General features: G+C 39.2%; 29 protein-coding genes. 26 read left to right on the top strand and 3 right to left on the bottom strand.

The genetic code is table 11. The annotated features are described in order from the left end of the window. Positions 1 to 35: 35 nt before the first annotated feature. The gene (locus ACNO7B_RS16390; protein ID WP_007499958.1) at positions 36 to 1133 is read right to left on the bottom strand and encodes an LCP family protein; all 1098 of its coding nucleotides are present in this window, start codon (positions 1131 to 1133) and stop codon (positions 36 to 38) included. Next, positions 1118 to 1786 (bottom strand): YigZ family protein, encoded by a 669-nt coding sequence (locus tag ACNO7B_RS16385; RefSeq protein ID WP_017357860.1) that lies wholly within the window; start codon positions 1784 to 1786, stop codon positions 1118 to 1120. The genes ACNO7B_RS16390 and ACNO7B_RS16385 overlap by 16 nt, the downstream gene beginning before the upstream one ends. A 221-nt stretch (positions 1787 to 2007) precedes the next feature. Between ACNO7B_RS16385 and ACNO7B_RS16380 the strand changes: the two genes are divergently transcribed. The 24 genes from ACNO7B_RS16380 (at position 2008) to ACNO7B_RS16265 (ending at position 24091) form a co-directional block, all read left to right on the top strand. After that, positions 2008 to 3183: a sensor histidine kinase gene (locus ACNO7B_RS16380; protein ID WP_003213166.1), complete on the top strand. Its 1176-nt coding sequence runs from the start codon at positions 2008 to 2010 to the stop codon at positions 3181 to 3183. A 64-nt stretch (positions 3184 to 3247) separates the two neighbouring features. Further along, entirely contained in the window at positions 3248 to 3937 is a 690-nt protein-coding gene (gene degU / locus ACNO7B_RS16375) for a two-component system response regulator DegU (protein ID WP_008348273.1), read from the top strand. 211 nt (positions 3938 to 4148) lie between these two features. Further along, positions 4149 to 4991, top strand: coding sequence for a DegV family protein (locus tag ACNO7B_RS16370; RefSeq protein ID WP_024719242.1), 843 nt, complete (start codon positions 4149 to 4151; stop codon positions 4989 to 4991). Positions 4992 to 5110: 119 nt separating this feature from the next. After that, positions 5111 to 6490, top strand: coding sequence for a DEAD/DEAH box helicase (locus tag ACNO7B_RS16365; protein WP_417901866.1), 1380 nt, complete (start codon positions 5111 to 5113; stop codon positions 6488 to 6490). A 64-nt stretch (positions 6491 to 6554) separates the two neighbouring features. Continuing rightward, the gene (locus ACNO7B_RS16360) at positions 6555 to 6848 is read left to right on the top strand and encodes a late competence development ComFB family protein (protein WP_035701582.1); all 294 of its coding nucleotides are present in this window, start codon (positions 6555 to 6557) and stop codon (positions 6846 to 6848) included. Positions 6849 to 6949: 101 nt separating this feature from the next. Continuing rightward, on the top strand, positions 6950 to 7531 hold the full coding sequence (locus ACNO7B_RS16355) for a ComF family protein (RefSeq protein ID WP_417901709.1): 582 nt from the start codon (positions 6950 to 6952) through the stop codon (positions 7529 to 7531). Between the two features lie 56 nt (positions 7532 to 7587). Next, positions 7588 to 8007 carry a TIGR03826 family flagellar region protein gene (locus ACNO7B_RS16350; RefSeq protein ID WP_017357864.1) on the top strand — a complete coding sequence of 140 codons (420 nt, stop codon included), beginning with the start codon at positions 7588 to 7590 and terminating at the stop codon, positions 8005 to 8007. A gap of 79 nt (positions 8008 to 8086) precedes the next feature. Then, entirely contained in the window at positions 8087 to 8350 is a 264-nt protein-coding gene (gene flgM, locus ACNO7B_RS16345; protein WP_003213252.1) for a flagellar biosynthesis anti-sigma factor FlgM, read from the top strand. Positions 8351 to 8368: 18 nt separating this feature from the next. Further along, positions 8369 to 8851, top strand: coding sequence for a flagellar protein FlgN (locus ACNO7B_RS16340; RefSeq protein WP_007499977.1), 483 nt, complete (start codon positions 8369 to 8371; stop codon positions 8849 to 8851). A 15-nt stretch (positions 8852 to 8866) separates the two neighbouring features. Continuing rightward, positions 8867 to 10387, top strand: coding sequence for a flagellar hook-associated protein FlgK (gene flgK, locus ACNO7B_RS16335; protein ID WP_099496871.1), 1521 nt, complete (start codon positions 8867 to 8869; stop codon positions 10385 to 10387). An 8-nt stretch (positions 10388 to 10395) separates the two neighbouring features. Then, the gene (gene flgL / locus ACNO7B_RS16330; RefSeq protein ID WP_410684354.1) at positions 10396 to 11307 is read left to right on the top strand and encodes a flagellar hook-associated protein FlgL; all 912 of its coding nucleotides are present in this window, start codon (positions 10396 to 10398) and stop codon (positions 11305 to 11307) included. A 46-nt stretch (positions 11308 to 11353) separates the two neighbouring features. Then, positions 11354 to 11932 (top strand): DUF6470 family protein, encoded by a 579-nt coding sequence (locus tag ACNO7B_RS16325; protein ID WP_041091473.1) that lies wholly within the window; start codon positions 11354 to 11356, stop codon positions 11930 to 11932. A gap of 28 nt (positions 11933 to 11960) precedes the next feature. After that, a complete protein-coding gene (fliW, locus tag ACNO7B_RS16320) occupies positions 11961 to 12395 on the top strand; it encodes a flagellar assembly protein FliW (RefSeq protein WP_417901708.1) in 435 nt (144 codons plus the stop codon). Next, positions 12389 to 12613, top strand: a complete 225-nt coding sequence (gene csrA / locus ACNO7B_RS16315; protein ID WP_008348252.1) for a carbon storage regulator CsrA — start codon at positions 12389 to 12391, stop codon at positions 12611 to 12613. Before fliW ends, csrA begins: the two co-directional genes overlap by 7 nt. Positions 12614 to 12777: 164 nt before the next feature. Further along, complete coding sequence (flaG, locus tag ACNO7B_RS16310; RefSeq protein ID WP_007499987.1) at positions 12778 to 13119, top strand: flagellar protein FlaG; 342 nt, start codon at positions 12778 to 12780, stop codon at positions 13117 to 13119. Between the two features lie 20 nt (positions 13120 to 13139). Further along, positions 13140 to 14654, top strand: a complete 1515-nt coding sequence (locus tag ACNO7B_RS16305) for a flagellar hook-associated protein 2 (protein WP_410684358.1) — start codon at positions 13140 to 13142, stop codon at positions 14652 to 14654. A gap of 17 nt (positions 14655 to 14671) precedes the next feature. Next, the gene (gene fliS, locus ACNO7B_RS16300; protein WP_008348247.1) at positions 14672 to 15076 is read left to right on the top strand and encodes a flagellar export chaperone FliS; all 405 of its coding nucleotides are present in this window, start codon (positions 14672 to 14674) and stop codon (positions 15074 to 15076) included. Further along, positions 15073 to 15414 (top strand): flagellar protein FliT, encoded by a 342-nt coding sequence (locus tag ACNO7B_RS16295; RefSeq protein ID WP_008348246.1) that lies wholly within the window; start codon positions 15073 to 15075, stop codon positions 15412 to 15414. The genes fliS and ACNO7B_RS16295 overlap by 4 nt, the downstream gene beginning before the upstream one ends. A gap of 13 nt (positions 15415 to 15427) precedes the next feature. Next, the gene (locus tag ACNO7B_RS16290; RefSeq protein WP_008348244.1) at positions 15428 to 15808 is read left to right on the top strand and encodes a hypothetical protein; all 381 of its coding nucleotides are present in this window, start codon (positions 15428 to 15430) and stop codon (positions 15806 to 15808) included. Between the two features lie 33 nt (positions 15809 to 15841). Continuing rightward, entirely contained in the window at positions 15842 to 17527 is a 1686-nt protein-coding gene (locus ACNO7B_RS16285) for a methyl-accepting chemotaxis protein (protein WP_417901707.1), read from the top strand. 189 nt (positions 17528 to 17716) lie between these two features. Further along, complete coding sequence (gene hpf / locus ACNO7B_RS16280) at positions 17717 to 18280, top strand: ribosome hibernation-promoting factor, HPF/YfiA family (RefSeq protein WP_007499992.1); 564 nt, start codon at positions 17717 to 17719, stop codon at positions 18278 to 18280. A 198-nt stretch (positions 18281 to 18478) separates the two neighbouring features. Next, on the top strand, positions 18479 to 21004 hold the full coding sequence (gene secA, locus ACNO7B_RS16275) for a preprotein translocase subunit SecA (protein ID WP_008348240.1): 2526 nt from the start codon (positions 18479 to 18481) through the stop codon (positions 21002 to 21004). Between the two features lie 67 nt (positions 21005 to 21071). Further along, positions 21072 to 22173, top strand: a protein-coding gene (gene prfB / locus ACNO7B_RS16270; RefSeq protein WP_098680723.1) for a peptide chain release factor 2 whose coding sequence is annotated in 2 segments (ribosomal slippage) — positions 21072 to 21143 and positions 21145 to 22173 — 1101 coding nt in all. Because the reading frame shifts where the segments join, the coding sequence is not laid out codon by codon here. Between the two features lie 124 nt (positions 22174 to 22297). Continuing rightward, the gene (locus ACNO7B_RS16265; protein WP_417901706.1) at positions 22298 to 24091 is read left to right on the top strand and encodes a M3 family oligoendopeptidase; all 1794 of its coding nucleotides are present in this window, start codon (positions 22298 to 22300) and stop codon (positions 24089 to 24091) included. Between the two features lie 214 nt (positions 24092 to 24305). Here the strand turns inward: ACNO7B_RS16265 and ACNO7B_RS16260 are convergent, their stop codons facing one another. Further along, complete coding sequence (locus tag ACNO7B_RS16260; RefSeq protein WP_181891307.1) at positions 24306 to 25040, bottom strand: alpha/beta family hydrolase; 735 nt, start codon at positions 25038 to 25040, stop codon at positions 24306 to 24308. A 189-nt stretch (positions 25041 to 25229) separates the two neighbouring features. On the opposite strand from ACNO7B_RS16260, the gene ACNO7B_RS16255 reads away from it, so the two are divergent. Further along, positions 25230 to 26078, top strand: coding sequence for a YitT family protein (locus tag ACNO7B_RS16255; RefSeq protein WP_417901705.1), 849 nt, complete (start codon positions 25230 to 25232; stop codon positions 26076 to 26078). Positions 26079 to 26126: 48 nt separating this feature from the next. Next, a complete protein-coding gene (gene cccB, locus ACNO7B_RS16250) occupies positions 26127 to 26456 on the top strand; it encodes a cytochrome c551 (RefSeq protein WP_007500002.1) in 330 nt (109 codons plus the stop codon). Positions 26457 to 26784 lie beyond the last annotated feature (328 nt).

The following is a 26784-nucleotide window of genomic DNA, read 5'->3' as shown; positions in this document are numbered from 1 at the left end:
AACAGCCCGCTTCCAAGGAACGGGCTGTTTTCCTATTATTGTCCTGATGTGCTGGTCGAAGGGGCCTGTGTATCGGCTGACCCTGTTGCATCAGAAGATGAATCGGTTTGTGTATTTGTTTCAGTTGAGGACGATGACTCAGCAGGAAGCTTTAAATGCGTCCTTAACTCATTTTGCACCTCAGCCAAGTTGGTTTGATCTGGCTCAAAGAAGTATGTTCGATTTGGACCTAAATAAAGGTCTGATCCTTTAATAGATAGTGTTTCAGTATCGTCTCCTTTAAAACCACTGTAAATTTGCTGTAGAGCAAGTCCTTCTGTGATGCGGAAGTTGGTTGTTATATGATCACTTACTTCTTTTGCGATATTATCCACGTTTGCAATGTTATGAGGTTTCGCCATTTGATCAATCATGGCACGTAAGATTTGTTTCTGACGATCGTTACGCCCGAAATCACCACGTGGATCTTGTTTTCTCATTCGCGCATAAGCAAGTGCCTCTTCCCCGTTTAAATGCATATTCCCTTTTTTAAAGTAAATCTTTTTCGATTTTTTGACGTCACTTTTTTCATTGAAGTCAAATGGAACGTCTATATCGATTCCCCCAACTTCATCAATGACATCCTTAAAACCGTCAAAGTCCACTGTTGCATATTTGTCAATTGGGATATGCAAGAATTGTTCGACAGTTTCAATCGTTTCGTCTTTACCGCCTTTAGCAAATGCCGCATTGATCTTTACTTTATTTCCCGTTGTGTCACTAGCAAGCTGTACTCGTGTGTCACGGGGGATACTGACCATTTTCATCGTTTTATCCTGAGGATTAATCGTTGCCACGATGAGTGAATCTGAACGGCCGTGATCACCATTTGTGGCGTAATCCTCTATGCCAACAAATAGGACAGAGAAAGGTTTTTTCTTTATATCAATGACAGCATCACGGAGTTTCGATTTCTCTCCGCGCTCTAATTCATCATAAGTTTTGTCAGCAGCTTGGAGTGTATTCACAATCTTATAAACTGCAAATCCGCCCATGCAGATGAAGAGAAGCAAAAATAAGACCAGAATCCGTTTGAAAATCTTTTTCTTCTTACTCTTTTTCTTTCGTACACGCACTTTTACTCGTTGTGCCATTCATCTGTCTCCTTTATCGGACCAACGTCCTTTTCTAAATAAATCAATTCGCCTTCTTTAGTAACACTCTTTCCATTAGTTAACTCAGTCATCCATTCAATGAACTGCTCTGTTTGTGTTTCTTCTACATACGTTTCAAAAATCACATCTTCTGCATAATGGATGTCTTTTAGCTGAAAAGATGAGGCTCTAAGCTCATTCTCTACCTTTCCAAGCCATGTATAATCTATTGTTGTGTGCATCGTACGCATTAAACAGCGTTCTACCATACCAACATGATTGATTGCTTCAGACACAGATTTTCCGTACGCACGAATTAATCCACCGGCACCTAGCTTAATACCGCCGAAATAACGAGTGACGACAACAACTGTATCTTTCAGCTTGCGTTTTTTAAGCACTTCAAGCATGGGTACCCCTGCCGTACCGCTTGGTTCACCATCATCATTTGCTTTTTGAATCAGATCATGTTCACCGATCAAATAGGCGGAACAATTATGAGTGGCGTTCCAATGTTGTTTTTTTATGGATTGTATAAAGGCTTGTGCTTCTTCTTCTGAGACAGCACGTTGTATATGACAAATAAAACGTGATTTTTCAATGACGATCTCATGCTCGCCACGGCTTTTGACTGTGAGATAGCGGTTCAGCAAAAGACATACCCTCCTGACAAGCAAATTGTAAGGCTACAGAAAATTTGCATTGGTTTTAGAATTTTACAGCGTATTTTGTTATGATGATAGGAGCGGAAAAAGGGTCGTCATAAAAATTTCATGATTTATACGCATTCTTTCATTATAATTCGACATAAAATGCAGATCAATGACATTTATAATAAAAAAAGATGACATCACTGTTACGGGAGGGAAAAGCCATGACAACACCTAAAATGGATCCGAAGTTATTGGATTCAATCATCATGAAAATGCTAAGTACAGTTGATGGCAGTAAGGACGAAGTATTTAGAATCGGCGAACAGTCCCGTCAACAATATGAAAGCCTAGTAGAAGAGCTTAAGCAAATTAAACAGCAAGTCAACGAAGTCATTGATTTTGGGGATAAACTAGAAGTACATACGAGACATGCTAGAAATCGTTTATCTGAAGTCAGCAGAAACTTCAACAAATTCAGCGAAGAAGAAATACGAGAAGCCTATGAAAAAGCACATAACCTGCAAGTAGAATTGACCATGATCCAGCAGCGCGAAAAACAGCTGAGGGAAAGAAGAGATGATCTCGAAAGACGATTGTTAAGCTTACAAGACGTCATTGAACGTTCAGAAACGCTTGTGAGCCAGATCACGGTCGTCCTCAACTACTTGAACCAAGATTTACGTCAGGTCGGTGTTTTACTTGAAGATGCTCAGGCAAAACAAGATTTTGGACTAAGAATTATTGAAGCCCAGGAAGAAGAGCGCAAAAGGGTATCACGAGAAATCCATGATGGACCTGCTCAGATGCTGGCAAACGTGATGATGCGTTCAGAACTAATTGAACGAATTTTTAGAGACCGTGGAACAGAAGAAGGATTTAAAGAAATTAGAAGTCTAAGACAGAATGTGCGAAATGCACTGTACGAAGTGAGAAGAATCATTTATGATTTAAGACCGATGGCTTTAGATGATTTGGGTCTCATTCCGACACTGCGAAAATACTTAAACACAATTGAAGAATATGATGGAAAAACCAAAATTACGTTCCAGTGCTTAGGTGATACTGAAAGCGAAAGAATTGCTTCTCAATTTGAAGTGGCACTATTTAGACTAGCTCAAGAAGCTGTCACAAATTCTTTAAAGCATTCTGAAGCTGAAGAAATCTCTGTGAAGGTTGAAGTGACGAAAGACTTTGTCACCTTAATTATCAAAGACGATGGAAAAGGCTTTGATATGAAGGATGTTAAAACAAATAAAAACAAATCCTTTGGGTTACTTGGTATGAAAGAGCGCGTAGACTTACTAGAAGGTAAAATGACCATAGACTCAAAAATAGGTCTAGGGACATTCATCATGATTAGAGTACCGTTAACATTACAAAATAAAATTGTAAAATAGAGACAAAAGACATATTGACCATAAAGTTCAGGTGTAGAACAATAAACATGGGGAGGCGTAGCTTGTGACTAAAGTAAATATTGTAATTATCGATGACCACCAATTATTCCGTGAAGGTGTCAAACGGATTTTAGATTTTGAACCTACTTTTGAAGTAGTTGCAGAAGGAGACGACGGTGACGAAGCTGCACGTATCGTAGAACACTATCATCCGGATGTTGTCATTATGGACATTAATATGCCGAATGTAAATGGTGTGGAGGCTACAAAACAGCTAGTAGAGCTTTATCCCGAATCAAAAGTCATTATCCTATCTATTCATGACGATGAAAACTATGTGACACATGCATTAAAAACAGGAGCAAGAGGCTACTTGTTAAAAGAAATGGATGCAGATACCCTCATTGAAGCAGTAAAAGTAGTAGCTGACGGAGGCTCTTATTTACATCCGAAAGTCACTCATAACTTAGTAAATGAATTCCGACGCTTAGCAACAAGCGGCGTTTCAGCACATCCACAGCACGAGGTATATCCTGAAATTCGCAGACCACTTCATATCTTAACAAGACGTGAATGTGAAGTTCTTCAAATGTTAGCTGACGGAAAGAGCAATAGAGGTATTGGTGAGTCGCTCTTTATTAGTGAGAAAACAGTCAAAAACCACGTGAGTAACATTTTGCAAAAAATGAATGTAAATGACCGTACTCAAGCTGTTGTTGTAGCAATTAAAAACGGCTGGGTAGAAATGAGATAATGTTCCGGACAAGTACTCCTTTTTCGCCTGTTTTTAGTTCTCTCATATTCAAGTTAGAGAGCAATGATAGGCAGGTAAGGAGTCTTTTTCGGATATAGCGGGCTTGCCTATTGATTAGGCAAGCTTTTTTGATTAGTATTATAAATCTAGTGAAAAACAATGATCATTCTTTTTTAAAAAGCAACTTAACGGATAAGGAAGGTATTTAAGAATGAAAATAGCCGTTGTAACAGACAGTACTGCTTATATACCACAAGAACTACGTGATAAACATCATATTCATATGATCCCTCTGAATGTCATCTTTGGTACTGAATCATACCGTGAAGAAGTAGAAATGGATTGGAAGACATATTATGAAGAAGTCAAGAAACATAAAGATCTTCCAACAACCTCTCAGCCTGCTTTCGGTGAACTTATAGAATTATATGAAAAACTTAGTGAAACATATGATGCTGTGATTAGTATACATCTGTCAAGCGGAATTAGTGGAACATACAATAGTGCGGCCTCAGCGAATGAACTAGTTGACGGAATCGACATTTATCCGTTTGATACAGAGACTAGCTGTATGGCGCAAGGTTTTTATGTGTTAGAAGCTGCTGAAAAAATCCAAGGTGGTGCTTCTCCAGAAGAAGTGATTTCCCATCTCAATTATCTGAAAGAAAATCAAAGAGCTTATTTTATGGTAGACGATTTAACTCATTTACAACGTGGCGGCAGATTAAATGGTGCTCAGGCTTTTATTGGAAGCCTCTTAAAGGTAAAGCCTATCTTGCATTTTGACAACAAGCTAATTGTCCCTTTTGAGAAGATTCGTACACGCAAAAAAGCCATTTCACGTATTTTTGAATTATTTGATGAAGATGCATCACGTGGTGTTCCAATGAGAGCAACTCTGATACATGGTAATAGAGAAGAAGAAGCAGATGAATTAATTGCGCACTTATTAGAAAAGTATCCTCATGTTGAATTTTATAAAAGCTACTTTGGTGCCGTGATTGGCACTCATCTAGGCGAAGGCTCTTTAGCACTTGGCTGGATCATCAGATAGATATCAAAATCCCCTTTTCTCATGGAAAAGGGGATTTGTTTTTCTGTTTTTACAATTAGACGAAAGGCCTTCTCTTTGTACATAATGGGTCAACATGAATGGAAAGGTAGTGCGTGAAATTGAATCTGGAAAAAGCAATGGAACTCAGTCACAAGCTACAATCAAGGCATCTTCTTCCTATTGAATGTCAATGTACACAGTCCGAATTGGAGTGGCTGGAGAATCAAGGATTCATCCATAGAACACCTGCTGTCAATAGGGTGGCGAGTGGTTTGATCTGCTGCCGGTGCGGTGTATCAAACAAGCGCTACTTTGCCCTCTCTCCGTGTGAAACATGTAAAAAAGACTGTGTATACTGTAGATCCTGCATCATGCTGGGAAAAGTAAGTGAATGTGGCTTTCTCTATGAATGGACGGGTCCACAAAAGAAAGAAACAAGACAAGTTGAATTAACATGGCAGGGAGAACTTTCTAAAGGGCAAAAGAGAGCGTCCGATAGGCTAGTAGAAGCAATCCAAAACAAATTTGATCTGCTCGTTTGGGCTGTTTGTGGTGCGGGGAAAACGGAGGTGCTTTTTCACGGAATAAAATATGCGCTAAATAACGGAATGAGTGTTTGTATTGCGACGCCTAGAACCGATGTTGTACTTGAGCTTGAACCTCGAATGAGAAAGGCATTTCAAGGACTGAATATAGCTGCACTTTATGGCGGGAGTTCTCAAAGATTTCAAATGGCACCGCTTATGATCGCTACAACCCATCAGCTAATGAGATATAAAAACGCTTTTGATGTCCTCATTGTAGACAAAGTCGATGCTTTTCCTTATTCAATGGATGAACGGCTTCAGTTTGCTGTTTTAAAGTCAATGAAAAAAACAGGAGTTAGAATTTACTTAAGTGCCACACCATCTAAAAAAATGCAAAAGGATGTTGCTTGTAGACAATTAGAAGCGATCAAAATTCCTCTGCGCTTCCACCAAAAACCGCTGCCTGTCCCAACATTTCAATGGGTTGGAGATTGGAAAAAGAAATTAAAAAGAAATCGGCTTCCAGCATCTACAATGAACTGGCTGCATGAACATATCACAAAGAAAAAAAGAGTGCTACTCTTTGTTCCTTCTATTTCTACTATGAAGAAGGTAACTCATATTCTTCAAGTTCAATGTGTAAATGTACAGGGAGTTTCTGCCGATGATCAAGAAAGGAAGCAAAAAGTCCAGCATTTCAGAGATCATAGATACGATGTATTGGTTACAACAACTATTCTAGAAAGAGGCGTTACCATTCAAGATGTTCAAGTGGGCGTATTAGGTGCGGAATCTCCTATTTTTACAGAAAGTGCACTTGTCCAAATTTCTGGTAGAGCAGGGAGACATCCAGATTTTTTTAATGGAGACGTGTACTTTTTTCATTTTGGTTTAACGAGAAGTATGAAACAAGCAAAGAAACATATCGTAAAAATGAATAATACAGCTGAAAAAGAGTTTTCTGAAAAATAGTGTGGGTTCAACTAAATCATGGTACATTATATTCACAAAACACAAATGGCAGGAGAGACAAAATATGCTACTCAACGCAAAAGAAATACTACTTAAAGAAATTCTCTATCAATATCTCAACCAATTAAACATGATTTGTCATTGTGAAAAATGTATAGAAGATGTATTAGCCATTTCTCTAAATCAAGTGAAACCGCAATATATAACAGATATCGATAAAATATCCTACAGTAAATCCGAGATGGTGGATAAACAGAAAAATACGGCGATGCTCGTCATTCTGACAGAAGCTGCTTCAACGGTCACAACATATCCAAGGTGCGAAAATCATTTGCCGTTGAACAAAGAAAATCGTTGATTTGTCCAATTTGTGAGAGCCATTTTGTGGCTGCTTTTACATGGAAATCATTCCTACTATTAAATGAAGATTGTTTATGTGTAGCATGTAAGGACCACCTGATGAAGATTCAAGGTCCTACTTGTCCCAAATGCGGAAGAGCGCAATTAAATGATCAATTGTGTCAGGATTGTTCAAGGTGGAATAAACGACGGGATTTTGCTGAGATTCTTGTGATGAATCGATCTGTTTATGCTTACAACGACTTTATGAAAGATATTCTAGCTCGATTTAAATTTCGAGGTGATACGGCTTTAGCTGATCTATTTAAAAAAGATGTACAGTCAGCGTTTAAACGTTCTTTTTCAATCAAAGAACCGGTCCTTGTCCCAATTCCTTTGAGTAAAGAGAGATTAAAGGAAAGAGGATTCAATCAGTCAATGATGCTTGCTTCCATGATTGGCGGACCTATATTGGAGCCACTTATAAAAGTACATCAAAGGAAGCAGTCTAAGAAAAGAAAAAATGAACGTTTACATCAACAGAATTTGTTCCAATTAAGGCAGTCAAACCCGATCGTTCTAAAGGATGTCGTGTTAATCGATGACATTTATACAACTGGGGCGACAGTCTATCATGCAGCAAAAATTTTAAAAGGAGCAGGCGCCAAAAGTGTTTCCTCTTTTACGTTGATTCGTAGTTAAAAATCATGACAATCAACCGATATTAAGAAAAGAAAATAACGTAAGGGGTTTTGGTTATGAATCAATTGGCAAACTGTCCACAATGTAATCAGTTATTTTTAAAAACCACCATCCAAACGGTTTGTAACAAATGCTTTGAAGAAGAAGAACGTTCTTTTGATATCGTTTATAAATTCTTGCGTAAGCAAAGTAATAGACAATCAACCATTGCTGAAATAGTAGACGCAACAGAAGTTGATGAAGAATTAATCCTGAAATTTATCCGTTTGAAAAGACTTCAAATTAGTCAATTCCCGAATATCAATTATCCTTGTGAAAGATGCGGCCAACCGATCAGGAAAAACAAGCTGTGTAGCCATTGTGAAAAGGATATAAAGACGCAAATCAGCCAAATGGACCAAGAAGAAGAGCGTAAAAGGGAGATTGAATCTAGGAAAAAAGACACCTATTATGCCATTAATCCTAAAAACGACTGATTCCCTAAACTAAGTTGCAGTTTGGTCGATAAAATGGATAGAATCAAGACAGACTGTAACGGAAAGCGAGAGGAATCCCGTGAAAATTAATCGATATGGAACACAACCAGTAAATCCTTACAAGAAAACATATGAGAAACAAACGTTGCAATCGAATCAAGCAAAATCAACTGACAAAGTCGAAATTTCTAAAAAGGCAATCGAAATGCAAAAGGTGCCGAATATCATGAAAGAACGTCAAGATAAAATAGACCAAATTAAAAAAAGCATTGAAGCCGGAACATATCAAGTAGATACAAAAGGCATTGCAGATAAAATGTTGAATTTTTATAAACAACAATAACAAAAGGGAGTAGCGTGAATGTCAGTAAAAATAATGATTGAAGAACTGCACCGTCTCTACGGATTACATGAACAGCTTCTAAAGCTGTCTAAGAATAAAACAGAAATGCTGAAAAATAACGAGATCGATGCTCTTTCAGAGGTTCTGAACCTTGAGCAAAAATATATTCAGGCCATTTCACAATTAGAAGAAAAGCGGATTGAAGCAGCAGTTCAATTTTTACAAAGTGATCAATCGCCGACAATCACCGCATGTATCGAAAAAGCTACAGGAACGGATCAAGAAGAGCTTATTTCGTTATATGAGAAGCTGAATGACATCATGGTGGAACTGAAAGATGTAAACGAACTGAACAAACAGCTTATTCAGCAGTCACTTCAATTTATTTCACTGACATTCGATCTTGTGAATCCTAACAAAGAAAATATGAATTACGGACAAAATGGTCTTGAGAGTTCAAAGCCTAAACAGCATAGGGCTTTGTTTGATTCAAAGGCGTAAACAAGGAGGATATCTATGGGTTCTACATTCATGGGACTAGAAACGGCAAAACGAGGAATCACAGCCCAGCGTGCAGGGCTGTATGTCACATCAAACAACGTATCCAATGCAAATACTGATGGCTACTCAAGACAGAGAGTTACCTTTAAAGCAGAGAATCCTTACCCAGTGATTTCAGTTTATGATGGCAAGACATACGGCCAAATGGGGACAGGTGTCCAAGTTGGAACTGTTGAAAGAATTCGAGACAGCTTTTTAGATCTTCAGTATAGAGATCATAACAATAACCTGTCTTATTATGCGACGAAGTCTGATGCTCTTTCACAAATGGAAGGAGTGATGAATGATTTAACAGATGAAGGCTTGAATAGAGCCTTTGATAATCTCTGGAAATCATTACAAGTCTTATCGGAATCGAAAAATGCTGATACTGCTTCAGCCCGTACAGTTGTTAAGACAAGTGCTCAGGCTTTAGTAGATCAATTCCGCCTGCTAAATTCTTCTTTAACAACGATACAAAAGAATTTGAAAACTGAACTCGATTCAACGGCAAAAAATGTGAACACCCTATTAACTCAAATTGATGAAGTGAATAAACAGATTGCAACAGTTGAGCCAAATGGTTATCTTCCCAATGATCTTTATGATACCCGAGACGCTCTTATAGATCAGCTTTCCTCACTTGTTGATATTAAAGTGAGCTACAACCCTTCTGGAGGAAATGCTCTGGAAATTGCTGAAGGAACCGTTAACATCGACATTATCGGTGCTAATGGGCAATCTGCTGGAACAATTTTAAATGGCATTACCAATGAAAAATCTGAATTGCAACTTTCCTATGATAATACGACAGGACTTGTTAACTCACTCCAATTTGGAACGACAACCATCGCAGCTGATCAATTACAAGTGAATGGTAAAGTAAAAGCACTTGTTGAGGCGTATGGCTACATGTCTAATGGAGATGAAAAAGGCATGTACCCGGATATGCTTGCTGAGCTGGATGAAGTAGCAAAAGTATTTATGGATGCTTTTAACGACGTCCATAAGCAAGGATACACGTTAAATGGCACAAGTGGACAAGATTTTTTCGATATTGAGAATAACAATGATTTGAATAAAGGCTTGGCAGCCCGTATCAAAGTGAGTGACGTGATTTTAGCATCGACAGATAACATTGCTGCATCTCTTAATCAAACGCAAGGTGATGGTTCGAATGCTACGAAATTAGCTAATATTCAAAACTTAAAGCTACCAATCGGCGGAAATACCACAACGATTCAGGATTACTATCAGAATGTCATTGCCGAAATGGGGATACAAGCTAAAAAGAACATGACCCTTGAAAGCAGTTCAGCAGCTCTTGTGAATTCAGCCAATGAGCGCAGGATGTCAACTAGTGCTGTATCTATAGATGAAGAAATGACGAACATGATTCAATTTCAGCATGCGTATAATGCAGCAGCAAGAATTATGACGTTACAAGACGAAGTATTAGATAAAATAATAAACGGCATGGGAGTCGTAGGAAGGTAGGGTAACTGATGCGAGTCACGCAAAGTATGATTTCTCAAAATTCACTTCGAAATATTAGTAAAAGTTATGAAAAACTCTCTAAAATTAATGAGCAGGCACAGTCTGGAAAACGTTTCACAAAAACGTCTGATGATCCTGTTGCAGCAGTGAAAAGTCTTCAGTATAGTACAGCCATGTTTCGAAATGAGCAATACCAAACTAATTTAAATGAGGCACGAAACTGGATTGATACATCTGAAACAAGTGTCACTGAAATCATTGATATCATGTCAAATATACGTGATAAAGTACTTGATGCAGCCAATGGAACAAAACAGCCAGAAGATTTAGCTGCTATCGGAGTGGAAATTGGTCAGATGAAGAATCAAATCATTGATGCAATGAACACGCAGATGTTAGGTAAGTTTGTTTTTAATGGGACGAATACAAACGTTAAACCAGTTGTAGAGAATGCAGATGGTACGTTTACATTTAACTTTGAAAACTATACAGATGCAAACGTGGTTCAGTCGAACATTTCTGATGGAATCACATTAAATGTGAATTCAAATCCTCTTTCAGCTTTTGGTGGACAATCTGCCAGTGGTCAAAATGTCATTGAAATGCTGACTGACTTAGAAAACTCATTTAAAAATGGAACGTTTGCGAATTCTGACGATGCATTAGGGGATATCGATCAGTTTAAAGAAGTGATGAGTGCTGAACGTTCAGATCTTGGGGCTAGATCTAATCGTATCGACTTAGTCGGGAGTCGTTTGACTTCGCAATTTGAAGTGCTGAAAAAGGCTAAATCAGATGCCGAAGATGTAGAAAGTGAAAAAGCCATTCTTGATCTTCTTCAACAAGAGACTGTGAATAGAGCTGCTTTAGCGACGACAGCTAAAGTGATTCAGCCATCCCTTGTCGATTTCTTAAGATAAGAAAAAGCATCCGTTGGGTGCTTTTTTGCATCATGGAGGTGAACCTATGCAAATCCCTAGATTGTTAATGGAGCAAACTTATGCAAAGCTGCAAATGTCGACAACCCCTTCCAAGCAAGAAGTAGAGCAGCCAAGAGCGGATCTTGACATTCAGCAGCCAAGAGCTGTCATGAATATCACAAGGACACCGTCGAAATTAACCATAGATCAAACAGAGGCATTTGCCGATATGGATATTAAGTCGATTTTTAGGCGCTCAGAGGAATGGGCCGCTGAGGGGAAACGTGCGATTGGAGAAGGAATGGGACGTAGAGCGGAAGAAGGAAGTGAACTCATCAAGATCGAGAATGGTGGGAATGCGATTGCTGAGTTTGCGAAAATCAACGGCAGTCCTCCAGCAAAACAATTCAACATCGGTGTGATTCCTTCATTTTTTAGTGTGAAAATTCACTATCAGCCATCTGAACTTAAAATTGATGTGGAGCCGCAAAAAGCTATTATAGAGGCAACACCTCATAAACCAATTGTTAACTACCAGCCAGGTAAAGTTCATATTGATATGTTACAATACCCAGAATTAAAAATAGAAGTTGACGAAACAGGTCAAAATGGTGATAAGGTATAGTTAAGAAAAATGAAAAAGGTCGTGAATTATGATCATTCAAACAAAATACCATGGTGAAGTGACGATTAAAGAGGAGCAAATCATTCACTTCTCTAATGGGATACCAGGATTTCTGGATCAAAAACAATTTGTCATTTTACCTTTATCAGAGGAATCCCCATTTTCAGTTCTCCAATCTTTGGAAAATGCAGAACTAGGCTTTATTGTCAGCAGCCCATTTTTGTTCTTCAATCAATATGAATTTGACTTAGAAGAATCGGTTGTAGACATTCTTGGGGTGGAAGATGCCAATGATGTGGAAGTCATGGTTATTTTAACAATGGGATCGTCTATTGAAAAAACGACAGCCAATTTAAGAGCGCCTATTATTGTGAATCGGAAAAACATGAAAGCCAAGCAGGTCATTTTGCATGATTCAGCCTATCATACAAAACATTTGCTAGAGGTGGCTTCCTCATGTTAGTTCTATCTCGTAAATTAAATCAATCGATTCAAATAGGCGACGATATTGAAGTCAAAATTATTGCGATCGAAGGCGATCAAGTAAAAGTCGGAATTGAGGCTCCTAAGCATATTGATATTCACAGGAAGGAAGTATACCTGTCTATTCAAGAAGAAAACAGCCGTGCTGCTAGCTTGTCCTTCGATCTACTTTCTCAATTATCCTCACAAAAAAAGTGAGGATTTTTTTATCCAATTCGTCTTTAAACCTCCGTGTAAAATCATTTCTATGTAGGGGTATGACACCATCTATATGAAACTTTAACAAATCGGTCCATCTATATTTAATTTAAAAATTCAAAGCCGATATAAAAGATAGATTAAAGCACAGGAGCTGAATAACTATGTCTGTTGGTAAGTTGACTTCGCTAGAGCCACTGATTGATGCATTTCAAACCCGTGTTACGAATCATCAAAATGACAATGCAAACACTGATTTACAAGCAAATGGAAAAGTCGTTTCAAAAGAAGAAATTGAGAAAACGCTTCAAGGAGCAAATAAGCTGATTGAACCTACTCAATTTCATCTTCAATTTGAATTACATGAAAAACTCAATGAATATTATGTCAAAGTCGTAGATAACCAAACCGAAGAAGTCATTAGAGAAATTCCTTCCAAGGAATGGCTTGATTTCTATGCGGCAATGACAGAGATTGTCGGTTTATTTGTCGATAAAAGAATGTAATTGAAGGGAGAACATAAACAATGGTTAATCGAATTACTGGATTTTCAAATGTATTTGATATTGATGAAATCGTCTCAAAGTTAATGAAAACTGAGCAAGCACCACTTGATAAAATGACACGCCAGAAACAAACACTTGAATGGCAAAGAGACAGCTACCGCGAGGTCAATTCAAAGGTCAAAGAATTAGATGATCTCATTGCCAAACTAAATTTAACATATCCGAGTACTTATGGCGCAAAAAAGGTCACAAGCTCCAATGAATCTGCTGTCACAGCAACTGGATCAACAAATGCTACCTCTGGCTCGATTAATGTGACTCAACTAGCGACAGCTTCCGTATTCAAATCTTCTGGCACATCTGGATTTACTGCTGCAAACGGTACGTTCACGTTTGAGGTGACGACACCAGATTCTACGACACCCAAAACAGTGACCATTAATACGACTGATAAAGATACCCTTGATACAATCGTGTCAAAATTGAACAACGCTCAACTAGGTGTCACGGCTTATAAAGGTCAAATTTTTGATGGGACCAACTACGTAGATACAATTGCTCTGACTTCGCGTACGACTGGAGAAGGTGTCAGTATTAAGGCAGCGGATGGTGATTCTGCTTCATTTTTAACGCAATTAGGATTCCAAGTGGATGGAGATAATAAATTAGTTGCGACTACTCAAGGGCAGAAAGCGCAATACGAAATTAATGGTCTCAAAATGGAAAATAACAATAATACCTTCACGCAGGCTGGTATCACATATGAACTTAAAGGAACAACAGATAAGCCTGTCAGTTTGAACGTTTCAACAGATGTCGATGCCATCTTTGATAAAATCAAACAATTCGTTGATAAATACAATGAACTTGTTGAAGAGATCAATGGTAAAGTCAATGAAAAAAGAAATAGAGACTACTATCCATTAACAGCAGAAGAGAAAAAAGCCATGTCTGACAAAGAAGTCGAACTATGGGAAACGACTGCGAAGTCAGGCTTGCTGAGAAGTGATTCAATTTTACGATCTGGTGCATCTAAATTAAGAAGTGACTTTTATGTTGATATTACGACAAGTGATGGGAATAAAATTCACATGACACAAATTGGAATTGCCACTTCAGATAAATATAAAGATGGCGGAAAGCTTGTCATTGATGAACCGAAGCTAAGAAAAGCCATTCAAGAAGACCCACAGAAGATTAGTCAAATATTTATGTCAGGTTCGCTAAATGTAGATTCAAAAGATAAAGATAAAGCGCAGCAGCAATATAAAGAACAAGGAATCATTCATCGTATCAAAAATTCCTTATCAGCCTTCTCAAAGAGCATTCAGACAAAGGCTGGTAGCACAACGATGGCATCAAAGGAATACGGACTTGGTAAGGACCTTGATTCTTTGACTCAACGAATGAGCACATTCCAAGATCGTTTAAAAATGGTGGAAGCTCGTTACTACAAAAAGTTTAACGCCATGGATAGTGCGATTCAAAAGCTAAACAACCAATCTGGCTATCTTTCTCAACTGCTTGGACAATAATTGGAGGTTTATAACATATGGCAATTCAGAACCCTTATGCCGCCTATCAGAAAAATTCTATTGAGACCGCAACACCGGCCGAGTTAACGCTTATGCTTTATGAAGGATGCTTAAAGTTTATTAGACTAGCAAAGCATGGCATTCAAAAAGAAGATGCTGAAATGAGAAACTTGAACCTGAAAAAGGCTCAAAACATCATCCAAGAATTAAATGTCACCTTAAATCGTACGTATGATGTATCAAAGAGCATGGCAAGTATGTATGACTACATCTATCGAAGACTGATTGAAGCCAATCTGCAAAATGACGAAGAGATCCTGAATGAAGTAGAGCAATATGTGACTGATTTCCGAGATGCTTGGAAGGAAGTCATTCAAACCGATCGAAAAGGGCGTCACCACTCTATTGGGGGATCTCTATGAGTATTGTGGACCAACTGCACGACCAAACGTTAAAAATGGCAGCGGAAATAGAGGCCAATCCGCAAAGCGAAACACTCGTTGAAGACTTTGATGCTTTTTTAGTTGAGAGAGACGAACTAATGAGAGACATTCAACATGAGCTTTCCGTTCAAGAAAAAGAGAAAATCAAAGAAATCATTCAAACAGATCAACTGATGGCCAAGCAATTAACGGAGATTCAAAATGGGATCAAGGCAGATATTCAAGCCATTCAACGTAAGAAAACAAAACAGCTGAATTATCAAAATCCGTATCAGCCCATGACAAGTGACGGCGTATACTACGATAAACGGAAATAAATAGGTGAGACCTGTGGCGTATCGTTCAGATGACTATATTTTATTAACCACATATTATGACCTTCTATATACGATAGAAGAGAGTCTAAAATATTTAGATGAAATTGAGAAGGATTTTGCTAAAACAGAAGGGGATCGGATCTTTAATGATCTGATCCATGCCTTCTTTCATTTAGAGACAACACACCCGCTTCTGCTTTCAATTATTGAAAATGAGCACTTTGCCAAGACGATTCGATCGTTTGACCAAATTTTTTTAAGTTTCGATATACTAGCTTTCTATACATTCCCTTCAAATCACTTCCAGTCATTCCTTACATCATATTTTATACCTGAATATAGAAAGTGGATGGATGAAATACATGCCTGTATGAGGCCGTATGTCATTCATTAATTTTTGTTCAATTCAGACCATTCGGAGGAATTTATGAGACTAAAAAATCAATTTTTATTTGGGCTTATTGTCATATGTGTATTGTTTGTCAGTATTTTAGGATTTTCTAGCTTTATCTATTACAAAACAGATCAATCATATAAAGCACTCCTCACCAAAGAAGTAAAGCTGTACCAGACCTCACTGGAATTAGAGGCACTGTTGCAAAAGCAGGAAGCACAAATTAAAACGTATGTGGTTGTGCAGGATAGGAAAGTCTCACAAAATATTGAAGATACCTATGTTGATATTAATAAAAAAACAGGTGATGCTTTAAAACTGAGTACAGTCAAACAAGCAAAAAAATTGTTAGAAAAAATTTCTCAGAAGAATGAGCTTTATTATGAATCCACGAAAAGGCTATTTATCTCATTGAATACTAACAATCAAAAAGAATTCAACACCCGCCTCAGTCAAGAATTACAACCTATCGAACAAGAAATACATACCTTTACAAAAGAATTTGCTCAAACACAATTGAAACAGCGGGATCAAAAAATCAGTCAGCTCAATGAAGAAAGTAACCAATTATTGCTGACGCTTATTCTCGTTAGCGCAGCGATTATAGTCGGCTTTTTAGTCATTGGCACAAGGTTTGTTCATCGTATGACAAAACCGATTGTCTCTGTCACACATGCAGCAAGAAGAATGGCAGATGGTGACCTCACACTTGAAGAGATTGAAGTGACCTCTAAAAATGAAATTGGCCAGCTCGGTACGGCTTTTAACCAAATGACAGCGCATTTGCGTCAGCTCATCTTACAGGTGCAAAACGGGTCAAGGCAATTAGCTGATTCTGCTGCGCAATTTGAAGAAACCATCAGTCAAACCATTTCGGCTAGTGAACAGACGTCTAGCTCGATTGAACAGGTCAGTGAAGCTTCACGTGAACAATCGGATGCAGTAGGAAAAGTAGCTTCGGCGATTCAAGAAGTCTCGACTGGTATGCATAATGCGGCTGAACATACGTCTGATGTTTCGGGTCACTCAATTTCAGTGACTGAAAAGGCTGAAGAGGGCGCATCCCTCATTCAACAATTTGTGAAACAAATGAGTTCTATTAAGGAATCTGTGAATGAACATCATTCTACAATGGCCAATGTACAAGTACAGTTTACCGGCATTCAAGGCTTGCTGGGGAATATTCATGCCATTGCAGATCAGACAAATTTACTTGCTTTAAACGCAGCCATTGAAGCAGCAAGGGCTGGGGAACATGGACGAGGTTTTGCGGTTGTTGCAGATGAAGTCAGAAAGCTGGCAGAAGAATCAAGTCAGCTGACTGATCAAATTAGTCAGTTACTCGCCAACGTGAACAAAGATACTGAAAGATCGTCTCAATCTATGACGAAAGTGGAACGAGATGTAGCAGAAGGTGTGAAAGTATCGCAATTGTCTGAACAGAGCTTTCAAGAAATTCTGGCAGCCATTCGTGATATCTCGATAAAAGCAGAGGAGCTTTCTGCCACGACAGAGCAAATCTCAGCTAGTACAGAAGAAATTTCTCAAACAGTTGGTGTGATAGAAGAAGGGGCCAAGCGAAATTCTGAGGAAACGGAGTACATGTCGGCGGCTGTTGAAGAATCACTAGCGGCGAATGAGGAAATGAAAGCAGCTGCGGAAGATTTAAAATCTTTGTCTCAATCACTGAAAACATCTATTTCATCTTTCAAGATTTAACAGTGCGATGGTCTTTTTCAAGAATCCATCGAATATATATTCATCACCTATCAAGTAAAAGCTGACGCACCGCAGGATTCGACAAATTTCAATAAAAATTCACATTTTTTTTACGTTTGAGCAGGAGAAAAGGAGGGAAAAGTAGAAATAAGTTTACATATCCTTAATTTTAAAGGAGGCGTTCTTTACATGAATTACAATGTCCGAGGAGAAAACATCGAAGTAACACCTGCACTAAGAGATCATGTCGAGAAAAAAATTGGAAAGTTGGAGCGTTATTTTGAGTCAGATGTTGATGCTTCAGTCAACGTGAACTTGAAATTTTACAACGATCAAGAATCTAAAGTTGAGGTTACCATTCCAATGACTGATCTAGCACTTCGAGCAGAGGTGCATAATGAGGATATGTACAATGCAGTAGACCTAGCAACCAGTAAATTAGAACGTCAAATTAGAAAACATAAAACGAAAGTGAACCGTAAATTCCGTGAGCAAGGTGCGAAAAAGCATTTATTTGCTGGAGGAAACGGTGCTTCCGAAGTAGCAGTTCAAGATGACGAAGAAATTGATGAAACAGAAATCGTCAGACAAAAACGCTTCAATTTAAAACCAATGGATAGCGAAGAGGCCATTCTTCAAATGAACATGTTAGGTCACAGTTTCTTTGTCTTCACAAATGCTGAGACAAATTTGACCAATGTGGTATACCGCCGAAATGACGGTAAATATGGACTCATTGAGCCGAACGCTTAATCATTCGTTCCTTTTGATCCGAAAATGACCTAAAAAAAGTAAACCCGTTCCCTTCATTAGGGGCGGGTTTTTTGTGCTAAATCATTGCAAATTCTTTGGAAATCAAGGAAGGTATGGTATGATAAATGCAGGTAAATATGGACCTGTCAAACTTTTGGACATGCCGAAAAATTGCATGAAATAGAGGAGCGTTATTATATGCTTGGAATCTTAAACAAAGTGTTTGATCCTACGAAACGTACGATCAGCCGATATGAAAAAAAGGCAAATGAAATCGAAGCTCTCGCTCAAGATTTTGAAAAATTATCTGACGAGGCTTTACGAAATAAAACGATCGAATTTAAAGAAAAACTTGAAAAAGGACAATCTGTAGACGACCTTTTGGTTGAAGCATTTGCAACGGTTCGCGAGGCATCACGCCGCGTGACAGGAATGTTCCCATTTAAGGTACAGCTCATGGGGGGGATTGCCCTTCATGAAGGTAATATCTCAGAGATGAAAACAGGTGAAGGGAAAACGTTGACATCAACGATGCCTGTTTATTTGAATGCTCTTTCTGGAAAAGGCGTCCACATTGTAACAGTCAACGAATATTTGGCAAGCCGTGATGCACAGGAAATGGGCAAGATTTTCGAATTTCTTGGATTAACGGTTGGCTTGAACTTAAACAGTTTAGACAAAGATGAAAAAAGAGAAGCGTACGCTGCTGATATCACGTATTCAACAAACAATGAGCTTGGCTTTGATTATTTACGAGATAACATGGTGCTGTACAAAGAGCAAATGGTTCAAAGACCACTTCATTATGCCGTCATCGATGAAGTTGACTCCATCTTAATTGATGAAGCGAGAACACCTCTTATTATTTCTGGACAAGCTGCAAAATCGACGAAACTTTACGTACAAGCAAATGCCTTTGTTCGTACGTTAAAAATAGAAGACGATTTCACTTATGATATTAAAACAAAAAGTGTACAGCTGACTGAAAGCGGAATGACGAAGGCGGAAAAAGCTTTTGGCATCGAGAACTTGTTTGATGTCAAACATGTCGCTCTTAACCACCATATCGCGCAGGCTCTTAAGGCGCATGTTGCGATGCAAAAAGACGTTGATTATGTTGTGGAAGATGGTCAAGTCGTCATCGTTGACTCCTTCACAGGACGTTTAATGAAAGGACGTCGCTATAGTGAAGGTCTGCACCAAGCCATTGAAGCAAAAGAAGGTCTTGAAGTGCAGAATGAAAGCATGACACTTGCAACCATTACGTTCCAGAACTATTTCCGTATGTATGAAAAGCTATCTGGTATGACAGGTACAGCGAAAACGGAAGAAGAGGAATTCCGTAACATTTACAATATGCAGGTTGTCACAATCCCAACCAATAAACCGGTTGTGCGTGATGACAGACCTGATTTAATTTACCGTACAATGGATGGCAAATTTAAAGCAGTAGCTGAAGACGTCGCACAGCGTTATATGACAGGACAGCCGGTCCTTGTCGGAACTGTTGCGGTTGAGACATCTGAATTAATTTCAAAACTGCTTAAAAATAAAGGCATCCCTCATCAAGTGTTAAACGCGAAAAACCATGAGCGTGAAGCACAAATTATTGAGGAAGCTGGACAAAAAGGTGCCGTCACAATTGCGACAAACATGGCGGGACGTGGAACAGACATCAAGCTTGGCGAAGGTGTGAAAGAACTAGGCGGTCTTGCTGTTATTGGGACAGAGCGTCATGAATCACGCCGTATTGATAACCAGCTCCGTGGTCGTTCTGGTCGTCAAGGAGACCCAGGGATTACTCAATTCTATCTCTCAATGGAAGATGAATTGATGCGCCGATTTGGTGCAGAGCGGACAATGGCGATGCTTGATCGCTTCGGTATGGATGACTCTACTCCAATTCAAAGTAAAATGGTCTCAAAAGCTGTTGAATCTTCTCAAAAACGTGTTGAGGGGAATAACTTTGATTCCCGTAAGCAGCTTCTGCAATATGATGATGTTCTTCGTCAACAGCGTGAAGTCATTTACAAACAGCGTTTTGAAGTCATCGATTCTGATAACTTGAAATCGATTGTGATCAATATGATTCAATCGTCTATTGAGCGGGCTGTTGGATCTTACACGCCGAAAGAAGAACTTCCAGAAGAATGGAAATTAGATGGTCTTGTTGAATTAATCAACACGAACTATTTAGATGAAGGTGCCATTTCGGTCAAAGATATCTTCGGTAAAGAAGCAGATGAGATCACCGAATTCATCATGGAGCGGATTAAAGAAAAATACGATGCAAAAGAAGAGACATTTGGCGATGAACAAATGCGTGAATTTGAAAAAGTCATCGTTCTTCGTGCAGTAGATTCGAAGTGGATGGATCATATCGATGCAATGGATCAGCTGCGTCAAGGAATCCATTTACGTGCATATGCACAAACCAATCCGCTTCGTGAGTATCAAATGGAAGGATTTGCGATGTTTGAGCATATGGTCGCTTCGATTGAAGATGACGTCGCTAAATATGTGCTAAAATCAGAAATCCAAAACAACCTAGAACGTGAAGAAGTCGTTCAAGGACAAACAACTGCTCATCAGCCTCAAGAAGGCGATGAGGAGAAAACAGTGAAGAAAAAGCCGGTGCGTAAAGTGGTGGATATCGGAAGAAACTCACCATGTCACTGCGGAAGCGGCAAGAAATATAAAAATTGTCATGGGAAGACAGAATAAGTAATGGAAAGAGGTGAAAACCTCTTTCTATTCATGTCAGCCCCCATACATCTATGAGGTGAAGGATATGGAATTAGTAGAAATTAGACAAGAGCTTGAAAATATGGCTAGCAGGCTAGCTGATTTTAGGGGGTCTCTTTGACCTCGATACAAAAGAAGCGAAAATTGCAGAGCTTGAGGCGACAATGTCAGAGGCTGATTTTTGGAATGATCAGCAAAAGGCACAAGGTGTCATCAATGAAGCCAATGCACTGAAGGATTATGTGAATACATATCATGAGCTCAGTGAATCTCATGATGAGCTGCAAATGACGCATGATTTATTAAAAGAAGACTACGATGAGGATCTTCATGCAGAGCTTGAAAAAGAGCTGAAGAACTTAACAAAACAATTTAACGAGTTTGAATTGCAGCTTCTTTTAAGTGAACCGTATGACAAAAACAATGCCATTCTTGAGCTTCACCCTGGTGCAGGTGGAACGGAATCACAGGACTGGGGATCGATGCTCCTCAGAATGTATACCCGCTGGGCAGAGCGCAGAGGCTTTAAGGTCGAAACACTTGATTACCTTCCTGGTGATGAAGCAGGGATTAAGTCTGTGACATTACTGATTAAAGGACATAACGCTTACGGTTACTTAAAAGCAGAAAAAGGTGTCCATCGTTTAGTCCGTATTTCTCCATTTGATTCATCTGGCCGTAGACACACATCTTTCGTTTCCTGTGATGTCATGCCAGAATTTAATGAAGAAATTGATATCGATATTCGTACAGAGGATATTAAGGTGGATACGTATCGTGCAAGTGGTGCAGGGGGGCAGCACGTCAATACGACGGACTCTGCGGTTCGTATCACACACATCCCAACAAATGTCGTCGTGACGTGCCAAACGGAAAGATCCCAAATCAAAAACAGAGAACGTGCAATGAAAATGCTGAAATCTAAGCTTTATCAAAAACGGATCGAAGAACAGCAGGCGGAATTGGATGAAATCAGAGGAGAACAGAAAGAAATTGGCTGGGGAAGCCAAATTCGCTCGTATGTCTTCCACCCATATTCCCTTGTGAAAGACCATCGTACCAACACGGAGATGGGAAATGTTCAAGCGGTGATGGATGGAGATTTAGATTCCTTTATCGATGCGTATTTACGTTCAAAATTATCATAAAAACTCGGCTTCTTGCCGGGTTTTTTTAATTGTGAGAAAATATAATGAATATAAAGGAATACATATGCCATACTGACTCTATATCCTTTGTATGATGAAATTAGCAATTAAAGGGGGAAATAATTTGGGATTAAAACCATTACAAGAGACGTGGGATTTAGATGCCTTTTTTAAAGGAGGCAGTTCTTCATCAGAATTTATCACATACTTAGAGTATATACAGCAGCTATTAGTTGAGTTACGACAAAAGGTAGATGCCTTTTCAAAAGAAGATACACAAATTGAAAAAAAGTTAACAGCTGTCCTTGAAACGTATGAAATCACATATAAAAAATTAGCGCAAGCAGGTTCATTTGTATCCTGTCTACAATCTCAAAATACAAAGGATATGAAGGCGGGCAGTCTCCGGGGGTCTATTGCCAAGCTGGAAGCTGAATTAGGAACCATTCTAGCAGGGTTTGATCAATCACTTGCTGAGATTCCTATTAGCCAGTGGGAAGAATTAATGGATTCAGCCGCTTTCTCAGATGTTCGTTACATATTAAATGAACGAAGAGAACATGTGAAAGATCAACTGCCTGTTGAACAGGAAACACTCATTCAAAAACTAGCAGTAGATGGGTATCATGCGTGGGATGAACTTTATTCTAGCTTGGTGAACAAAATTACCATTCAATTTGAGCAAAATGGTGAAACACAAATGATCTCTGTAGGCCAAGCAGAAAATGCGATGGATGATTCAGATCGTGAAGTAAGAAAAGCCGTGTATCATAATTTAGAACATGCATGGACACAGGATGAACATTTGTTTGCAAGCACACTCAATCATCTCGCTGGTTTTCGTCTACAAGTATATGAAGCAAGAGGATGGGATCATATATTAAAAGAGCCCCTTGATATTTGCCGGATGAAACAAGAGACGCTCGATACAATGTGGTCTGTCATTGATGAACATAAACAGCCATTCATTGATTATTTACAACGTAAAGCTGACATGCTTGGGGTTGATAAACTAAGCTGGTTTGATGTGGGAGCGCCTATTGGAAGTGAGACAAAAACCTATTCTTATCAAGACGCAGCCGCTTTTATTATCAAGCATTTCGCAGGGTTTGGAAAAGAGCTTGCTGCTTTTACTGAAAAAGCTTTTAATGAACGCTGGGTAGAAGCTGAGAATCGCCCAAACAAACGAGTGGGCGGTTTCTGTACGAATTTCCCTGATAGCGGAGAATCACGTATTTTTATGACCTTCTCAGGGACTCCATCCAATGTAGCGACACTAGCACATGAGCTTGGTCATTCGTTCCATCAGGAAGTCATGCAGGATGTTCGGATGTTGAATCGTAAATATGCGATGAATGTAGCTGAAACTGCGTCGACATTCGCAGAAATGATTGTGGCAGATGCTTCGTTAAAAGAGGCGGCCAATGAAGAAGAGCGGCTCAGTTTGCTAGAGGATAAGCTGCAGCGCAGTGTGGCATTCTTTATGAATATTCAATCACGCTTCTTATTTGAACAACGCTTTTATGAAGAGCGCAAACAAGGAGAAGTGCCAGCTGACCGCTTGAATGAGTTGATGATAGAAGCACAGAAGGAAGCCTTTGGTGGCTCTTTAGATGAATACCATCCGCATTTCTGGGCGTCTAAACTGCATTTCCATATTACAGGGGTCCCGTTTTATAACTTCCCTTACACCTTCGGGTACATGTTCTCTCTAGGTATTTACGCGAAAGCATTGCAGGCTGGGGCATCATTTGAAGAGAAATATATTGCGCTATTAAAAGATACAGCGTCAATGACTGTAGAAGATTTGGCATATAAGCACCTAGGTGTCGACCTGACTCAAAAAGCATTTTGGGAAGAGGCCATTTCACTGGCTGTCGCAGATGCTGAAGAGTTTTTAGAAGCGACGAAGGCATAAAAAATGAAAAGCTCCCATTACGGGAGCTTCAGCGTGTAGACAAACCCTCGCATTCGTTGTCAGTCCTGCGCTTCGGTGCTCACGAATGTCAAATTCGCTCCACGCCGATGCTCGTCCTTCCTAGACTGCAAAGGTTTTCTATCACGCTGAAAAGAAGACAAAGGGCTAAAATCAAGTTCATTTTAGTCCTTTGTCAACAATCTTGAAGCTCCCATTACGGGAGCTTTTTTGCTGGTTTTAACCATTCCAGCATCGTCTGAACGATGTCTTTTTGTTGCGTGAGGACTGGAATGTCTGCAGGCTGATCCCCTTTTTGTTTGCCATACATGCCAAACTGAGCATGATTACCGCCTTTTATCTCATGATACACCGTTTGAGAAGACAGCTGCTTTTTCGATTTTTTGATTTTTTCTCGTGTTGCGAGACCATCTTTTTCGCCTGAAATAGATAATACTTGCAAGGAAGCCTGTTTCAAATCATCTGATGCAGGATAGGAGGCAAGGAAAAAGAGGCCGTCCAGCTTGCTTTGATTTTTCTCTGCATACATAGCGGCAGCTGTCCCGCCTAGCGAATGTCCGCCAATGTACCAATGCTTGATGGCTGGATGACTTTTGAGGATATCCTCTGCCTTCTTCGTATTAAAAATCGCGAAGGAAAATGGCATGTCTGGGATAAAGACCGAATAGCCTTTCTTCATCAGCGCATTCCCTAGATAGGCATACGCAAGAGGTTCAACTTTTGCCCCAGGATATAGAATGATGCCAGTATCGCTTTTTGATGCTTCAAATGAATATACCCCATTTTTATGATCGACCTGCTCAATCTTCATCTGCTTTTTTAACGCTTCCGATGGTCCATATGTAAAGCGGCTCCATGTATAGAAAGCACCAAAAGCTAAGATGATGAGTGCAAGTAATGTAATACCGGTGATCTTCAGTATTTTCTTCATCGTATGTCCCTTCTTTCTCATGTACATATTAAATATACCATCATTTACTCTTCTGCCAAACGGCAAGTACGCTGATCCGGCTGTGTGATAAAGTATTAATCCATTAGCACTGTATTTGGCTGTTATTTACAATCTGAATGAGAGGGCTTAAAATAGGTGTGCATTCAGAAGTAACGGAGGAAGAAAGACATGAAGCAGGAACATTCTCAACTTTGGATTGAAGTGAAAAATTATGTACTCATTTTAATAGGATCAGCTATCGTAGCGGTTGGCTTTAATACGTTATTATTACCAAATCAGATTGCTGCTGGCGGTGTGAGTGGAATCAGTACCATTATGCAGTCATTCGGTTTTGAAGCTGCATATGTACAATGGGGTCTCAATATTCCGCTCTTTATCGCAGGCTTTTATTTATTAGGTGGAACATTTGGGGTAAAAACGCTCGTTGGTTCTGTCTTTTTACCTTTAATGGTGTTCTTAACAAGACACATTGCTCCTGTCACCCATGAAGCACTGCTCGCCGCAATATTTGGCGGTGTAGTGATTGGGATCGGAATTGGGCTCGTTTTCCTCGGCAATGGTTCAACGGGAGGAACGGCACTTGCGGCCAAAATCATCAATAAATATACAGGGCTGACGTTAGGTACTTGTTTAGCGATGATGGACGGTTTGATTGTTTTGGCGGCCATGACTGTTTTTGGGATTGAAGAAGGACTGTACGCTGTGATCGGAGTGTTCATTTCTAGTAAGACGATTGATGTCGTGCAGGCTGGCTTTAGTCACTCGAAGATGGCCATGATTATTACGGGCCATGAGGCTGAGGTCAGACAGGCGGTGTTTGATCAAATTGATCGTGGTGTAACGAAGATTTCAGCAGTAGGTGGGTACACCGACCATGACCGGCCTATTTTAATGTGTGTGGTAGGGCAGTCACAATTCACAAAGTTGAAACAAGTAGTAAAAGCGATCGATGCATCAGCGTTTGTCATCGTCATGGATGCAAAAGAGGTGCTTGGTGAGGGTTTTAAAAGGGCGTAAACAAGGATATAATAACGTTGACCAAATGATTGTAAGGGAGGGAAATACATGAAAAAGAGCGGATTAACACTTCTTTTTGTCGCTATGCTTTTTGTACTTGCGGCCTGTGGAGGAAATTCAAGCAGCAGTGACAAAGAAGGCAGTAAAAGTGCTTCAAATGTGAGCAGTGGTGAAGAGATTTATCAGCAAAACTGTATTGGCTGTCATGGAAAAGACTTATCTGGCGGAGGCGGCCCAAGCCTGAAAGAAGTCGGAAAGAAATATAATGAAAGCCAAATTGCAGATATTGCCCAGAACGGTAAAGGATCTATGCCAAGCGGAATGGTAGATGAAAAACAAGCAAAAGAAGTTGCCAAATGGCTTGCAGAGAAAAAATAAAACCTTTGTCTAATCGACAAGGTTTTTTTATTTTCTATTTGTAGAAAAAGACTTTTGAATAGTATGAAAACGTATTATATTAAAATTTATTTAAAAAATAAGGGTAAAAAGACACGTTTTTCGGTTTTAGTTGCTCTATTTACCTTTTATTTATAAGTTTTGAAATATAAATGTAATACCATTGCGTCGATTCATGACGTATAATTGGAGTTGTTGAAATTTAGACGATTCAATTTTTTCATCTTTTTGGATGAAAAGGACATAAATTGCTTGTGCGTATCGAAGGGTATGTGCGTGACCATACATAACGTTTTTTGACGAGAAGTGT

The organism is Bacillus sp. AK25 (assembly GCF_048270685.1).
Lineage (GTDB): Bacteria > Bacillota > Bacilli > Bacillales > Bacillaceae > Bacillus > Bacillus altitudinis.
Note: the sequence above shows the minus strand (reverse complement) of the source record. Positions and strands in the feature narration are given on the sequence as shown.

What these genes read in the sequence shown, in the direction of transcription:
- ACNO7B_RS16390 (WP_007499958.1), bottom strand. Translation starts at nt 1,133, where the DNA reads ATGGCACAACGAGTAAAAGTGCGTGTACGAAAGAAAAAGAGTAAGAAG.
- ACNO7B_RS16380 (WP_003213166.1), top strand. Translation starts at nt 2,008, where the DNA reads ATGACAACACCTAAAATGGATCCGAAGTTATTGGATTCAATCATCATG.
- ACNO7B_RS16370 (WP_024719242.1), top strand. Translation starts at nt 4,149, where the DNA reads ATGAAAATAGCCGTTGTAACAGACAGTACTGCTTATATACCACAAGAA.
- ACNO7B_RS16360 (WP_035701582.1), top strand. Translation starts at nt 6,555, where the DNA reads ATGCTACTCAACGCAAAAGAAATACTACTTAAAGAAATTCTCTATCAA.
- ACNO7B_RS16355 (WP_417901709.1), top strand. Translation starts at nt 6,950, where the DNA reads ATGAAGATTCAAGGTCCTACTTGTCCCAAATGCGGAAGAGCGCAATTA.
- ACNO7B_RS16350 (WP_017357864.1), top strand. Translation starts at nt 7,588, where the DNA reads ATGAATCAATTGGCAAACTGTCCACAATGTAATCAGTTATTTTTAAAA.
- ACNO7B_RS16340 (WP_007499977.1), top strand. Translation starts at nt 8,369, where the DNA reads ATGTCAGTAAAAATAATGATTGAAGAACTGCACCGTCTCTACGGATTA.
- flgK (WP_099496871.1), top strand. Translation starts at nt 8,867, where the DNA reads ATGGGTTCTACATTCATGGGACTAGAAACGGCAAAACGAGGAATCACA.
- flgL (WP_410684354.1), top strand. Translation starts at nt 10,396, where the DNA reads ATGCGAGTCACGCAAAGTATGATTTCTCAAAATTCACTTCGAAATATT.
- ACNO7B_RS16325 (WP_041091473.1), top strand. Translation starts at nt 11,354, where the DNA reads ATGCAAATCCCTAGATTGTTAATGGAGCAAACTTATGCAAAGCTGCAA.
- fliW (WP_417901708.1), top strand. Translation starts at nt 11,961, where the DNA reads ATGATCATTCAAACAAAATACCATGGTGAAGTGACGATTAAAGAGGAG.
- csrA (WP_008348252.1), top strand. Translation starts at nt 12,389, where the DNA reads ATGTTAGTTCTATCTCGTAAATTAAATCAATCGATTCAAATAGGCGAC.
- flaG (WP_007499987.1), top strand. Translation starts at nt 12,778, where the DNA reads ATGTCTGTTGGTAAGTTGACTTCGCTAGAGCCACTGATTGATGCATTT.
- ACNO7B_RS16305 (WP_410684358.1), top strand. Translation starts at nt 13,140, where the DNA reads ATGGTTAATCGAATTACTGGATTTTCAAATGTATTTGATATTGATGAA.
- fliS (WP_008348247.1), top strand. Translation starts at nt 14,672, where the DNA reads ATGGCAATTCAGAACCCTTATGCCGCCTATCAGAAAAATTCTATTGAG.
- ACNO7B_RS16295 (WP_008348246.1), top strand. Translation starts at nt 15,073, where the DNA reads ATGAGTATTGTGGACCAACTGCACGACCAAACGTTAAAAATGGCAGCG.
- ACNO7B_RS16285 (WP_417901707.1), top strand. Translation starts at nt 15,842, where the DNA reads ATGAGACTAAAAAATCAATTTTTATTTGGGCTTATTGTCATATGTGTA.
- hpf (WP_007499992.1), top strand. Translation starts at nt 17,717, where the DNA reads ATGAATTACAATGTCCGAGGAGAAAACATCGAAGTAACACCTGCACTA.
- secA (WP_008348240.1), top strand. Translation starts at nt 18,479, where the DNA reads ATGCTTGGAATCTTAAACAAAGTGTTTGATCCTACGAAACGTACGATC.
- ACNO7B_RS16260 (WP_181891307.1), bottom strand. Translation starts at nt 25,040, where the DNA reads ATGAAGAAAATACTGAAGATCACCGGTATTACATTACTTGCACTCATC.
- ACNO7B_RS16255 (WP_417901705.1), top strand. Translation starts at nt 25,230, where the DNA reads ATGAAGCAGGAACATTCTCAACTTTGGATTGAAGTGAAAAATTATGTA.
- cccB (WP_007500002.1), top strand. Translation starts at nt 26,127, where the DNA reads ATGAAAAAGAGCGGATTAACACTTCTTTTTGTCGCTATGCTTTTTGTA.